The organism is Dolichospermum sp. LEGE 00246 (assembly GCF_015207865.1).
GTDB lineage: Bacteria > Cyanobacteriota > Cyanobacteriia > Cyanobacteriales > Nostocaceae > Dolichospermum > Dolichospermum heterosporum.
Genome location: NZ_JADEWA010000462.1, coordinates 1 through 4,312, shown reverse-complemented (window position 1 = coordinate 4,312; position 4,312 = coordinate 1). Strand labels below are relative to the sequence as shown.

The window sequence follows — 4,312 nt, the reverse complement described above, 5'->3', positions numbered from 1 at the left end:
GATTTAGATAATTTAGATTTAGATAATTTAATTGAGGAGTTAGAAAGTTTGGGAAGAAATGATTTAAACAAAGTTAGAAGTTTATTAAGACAAATTATAATTCATATTTTACTGTTAGAATATTGCCAGGAAGAACATGATCGAAATTATCGGCACTGGCAGGGAGAAATAATCGCTTTTAGAGATGATTTAAACAATAGCTTAACTAATACATTAAAAAATAAGTTAGTTCAAGAATTAGCTCATATTTACAATGTTGCTGTGAAAGTTGTTGTTCAAAAAACAGGATTAGCATCAAATCTATTCCCTGATAATTGTCCCTATTCTTTGGAACAATTATTTGATGATAATTGGTATCCTCAAAAGTAACTGGAGTTGACAAATATTTTTTAGATAATTTTGCAGGAGGTGTAAAAATGGAAACTACAACTAAAAAACAAGCATTATTAAAAGCAATCTATGAACGGCTAGAACAAGTTTATGAAGGCACTTTAGAGGAAATATTAGAACTGTTAGATATTTGTGAAGATGAAGATACAGAGGATATTGCGGATGCGATTGCTGAATTAAAAGATGCAGAAGTGAACGGTACAATATCTTGGGAACAGTACCAACAGGAATTAAAATCGTGAAGTATCAAATCGAATTTACCAAGGGTGCTGTAAAACAACTCAAAAAATTACCACCTGATATTAGATAAAGAATTGATTCAAGAATTCGCAATTGAACCGCGTCCTGACGGTGTTAAAAAATTGGAAAGCGAATTGTCAATTTACCGGATTAGAATAGGTGATTATCGAGTTATCTATCAAATACAAGATGATATTTTATTAGTGACCATAGTTAAAGCGAAACATCGCAGAGAGGTTTATCGTCAAAAATAGTGGCTCTTTCATAGTTGTTATTCTTAAGACTCTTAAAATTAACTTATCAAACTATCTATTTGATAACTGTGTATCTTGCTAACTGGTGCTTTTGCTAAAGCTACCTCATCTTCATTGTTCAAAATTACTCTGCCATAAATCCGAGGTAATAAAGATTGCCATTGCATATCTCCTAACTGATCTACTAGGGAAATATCTATAGTATCAGTAATATCTAAATCTTCCATTAACAAATTCATTGCTACGCTAGATAAAAAGATTTCTGCATCTTCGGTATCCATATCACCTGTATTTATGAGTAGAGTAATTTTTTCACTTTCAGGATGAGTTGCTAATGCTTGTATTACCTCCTGTAATTCAAAACCAAGTTCATCTTCTGGTTGTGTCCAATCAGGGAAAATTATTAAATTAATATCTCTTAGCCGCAGGTTTTCTTCTAGGTTATTGACAAAATAATTCCTAAATAACTCCCGGAATATACTACCCATTTTTGCTGAGTAGGCGCGACTATCCAGGAAACTAGGATTATCCTGCATTTTTTCTTTAATTTCTTTGCTCTTTTGTTGACGTAATTCAGGATTATTCCCAAGTTTCACTGCTAATTTGATATAAGATTCTTCACTATCTGCTACCAAGTCAGGAATATTCAATGTTTGGATCATTGCTGCTCCCATTGCAGAACGGAAACAATTTCCCTGTCTGGCTATGACTGGGAGATTAACCTGTAGTGGTTCTATTAAAGAAGTTGTACCTGCAAAGGGAAAAGAATCTAAATAGACATCAGCTATTTTATAGTATTCCTTCATGTCCTGTCTATCTGGAACTGGTTGAGGATCTAATACTATTAAGCGTTCAGTTTCTAACCCATATTTGATAAATATGGAATTGAGATGATTGATAAATTGTAGCTTGGGATAATTATTTGACCAATTGGGACCAAATGGTAACAGCATTAAAACTGAATTTGGTACTTGAGAAATAATTTTTGCCCATGTTTCCACTAATTCAGGAATTATTTTAAAGTAGTTAGCACAGGAGATGAAAACAAACGCATCTTCGGGAATACCTAAATTATTCCGTTCTACTGGGGTGGTTATTTTTCCTTCTTCAGTCCCATAACTAAAACAGTGTACAGAACCCTCTAATTTGATTAACTTTTCTTGATATTGCTCTTGTGCTGTGGGTGATGGATCAGTTAATGTACCGGAAATATAATAATCTATATTTCTCATTCCAGTTGTTACCACAGAACCACCGCTAGTAACTTGTATTTTCGCTAATTTATGGGTTGCTAATAGGCAGATTTGATTAGTAACTGCGGTAATGTTGGTAGCTATAAATAATATATCAACATCATCACCACGAATTATATTTACTTGCGCCGATAATTCCTGTGGTAGCAGTTTAAAGGAGTTAGCAGAAAGTTGACAATATTGTTCTAATGGATGTCCAGTTTCTGCAAGAGAATATAAGATAACTTCAAAGTCTCGACTCAGGTATTCATAAACAGGAAGATAAGCATAAGTTTCTGCTGAGGGTAAAAAACTATTGGCTAATATACCAAGACGGATTTTTTTTCTGTTTATAGGTCTATCTGTAAATTCATAATCAATTTCATAACCCTGAAGTTTTAGAAAATATTCTATTATTTCTGCACGTTGAACATAGATATCTTTCAGATTGGCTTCATTAAAGTATGCAGGGATAAAATTAGCAGTTTGAGCAAAATTCTTAACTACTTCATGCCATAACTCAGAATCAGGGTTATTGAATATAGATATGTGGAGGTAATCAAGTGAGTTTTGCAAGTATTGGTAGTAATTATCTGCTTCACCGATTTCTTTAAAGTCGGATTGAGAGGAAAATAGAAATTTTAGATGGTCATTTTCCTGAATTAATTTCTGATATTGCTGGGAAATTTGGGTACTTTCAGTAATTTTTTGTTGATTTAAATTTGAATCTGGCTTGACTACACGCAATTCTGCAATTACATGAATTACTCCACCTGAAGATTCTTCATGTTCAAGATGTACAGCATTAAACTCACCTTTAAATCCATACCTTCTACAAAGTTCTAAATAAGCAGGATATTCATTACAATAATAAAGAAAAGAATTAATATTCCAAAAACTAATATGAGTTGGGTCTTGAAAAGCTCCTCTACCATCTGTAGAAGGTACACGAATATCAACTTTTGCACCAGGTTTACAAACTCTCCAAATCTCATTCATGGTGTGAATTCTATCTTGGAGATGTTCGATAACATCGTGCGCCCTAATTTCGTCTACGCTATTATCTTCAAATGGAAATCTTCTACTTAAATTAGCAACAATATCTACACCTGAACCCGGATATACATCTACACCAACAAAACCTTCAGGCTTATTGATTCCACATCCTAAATCTATCCGTAATAGCTGAAAATGAGACTGGCAATTTAAAACATTAAAAGTATTTTTCATAGATTTGTTTTGCTGTTGAATATCTAAGTTTTTATTTAGTTCACATTTACTGGTGTTAACATATAAGGAACATACTCCATTGATATATTCATAAAATCTTTTGTTGACAATTCCACTAATAACAGCATCTTGAAGTTGTAAATCTTTAAAACTACGATATTTTTGGTATTTTATCTCCTCAACACCATCACTAGCTCTCCAAGTTATACCATCTATAATTGGTGCTTTTCCCGCAGGGAGATGAATTCCAATTTCTTCATCTTCCATGTAGGCATTAAGTAACTTTGCTAGTTTTACTCTAAAGCTGTAATCAACATCTTCAAAACCATATAATCCATAGTCTTCACACCAGTATCCTAAAATGTCGTGTGTCCGTTTTGGAATTAAAAAACACGCGCCTCCAATATTACCTTCTTCTTTAAGTCTGATTTTTTGATCTCGAATCATTTTTAATGAATAGCTAATTGGCTCAAAATTATAACCAATGACACCAACCTCTGGTGTTGCATCAATAACAGATATCAAGTTAGAAAGCCAATTTTTTTTTTGAATAACAATATCATTATCATACTTTAAGTAATAGAGAGCTTTTTCCTCTTGTATCCAGGCTAGGTTAGAAGCTTTAGCAACACCAATATTTTTATTTAATAAGACTAAATTCTTGATAATTCCTTCTTCTTTAAGTTCTTGGAGATACTCTTTTGTTCCATCATTACTACCATTATCTACAACAGTAATCACATAAGGAAAACTCGTATATTCTACAATGGATGTAATTGCTTGCTTAGTGAATTCAAGACGATTAAAAGTAACTATACCTATATTAACATAACGATTAATCAGCATTTTCCCTCACGAAAAATTTAATAATTAACATTGATTTTACATAACACAATAATGATATTGCTAAGAGGGCGATTGAAAAGTCATGATTCCTGTATTAAATATTTTAGCCCTCCCTAACCC

General features: G+C 32.6%; 4 protein-coding genes. 3 read left to right on the top strand and 1 reads right to left on the bottom strand.

All coding sequences use genetic code 11. From position 1 onward, the window contains the following. The 3 genes from IQ228_RS22135 to IQ228_RS27490 all read left to right on the top strand — a co-directional run. Positions 1-369, top strand: a 369-nt coding sequence (locus IQ228_RS22135; protein ID WP_193964449.1) for a DUF29 domain-containing protein, incomplete at its 5' end; no start/stop codon positions are given. 47 nt (positions 370-416) lie between these two features. Further along, the gene (locus IQ228_RS22130) at positions 417-632 is read left to right on the top strand and encodes a hypothetical protein (protein ID WP_027402395.1); all 216 of its coding nucleotides are present in this window, start codon (positions 417-419) and stop codon (positions 630-632) included. A gap of 72 nt (positions 633-704) precedes the next feature. Continuing rightward, positions 705-884: a type II toxin-antitoxin system RelE/ParE family toxin gene (locus IQ228_RS27490; RefSeq protein WP_370566931.1), complete on the top strand. Its 180-nt coding sequence runs from the start codon at positions 705-707 to the stop codon at positions 882-884. 38 nt (positions 885-922) lie between these two features. Here the strand turns inward: IQ228_RS27490 and IQ228_RS22120 are convergent, their stop codons facing one another. Continuing rightward, positions 923-4,192, bottom strand: a complete 3,270-nt coding sequence (locus IQ228_RS22120; RefSeq protein ID WP_193964448.1) for a glycosyltransferase — start codon at positions 4,190-4,192, stop codon at positions 923-925. Positions 4,193-4,312 lie beyond the last annotated feature (120 nt).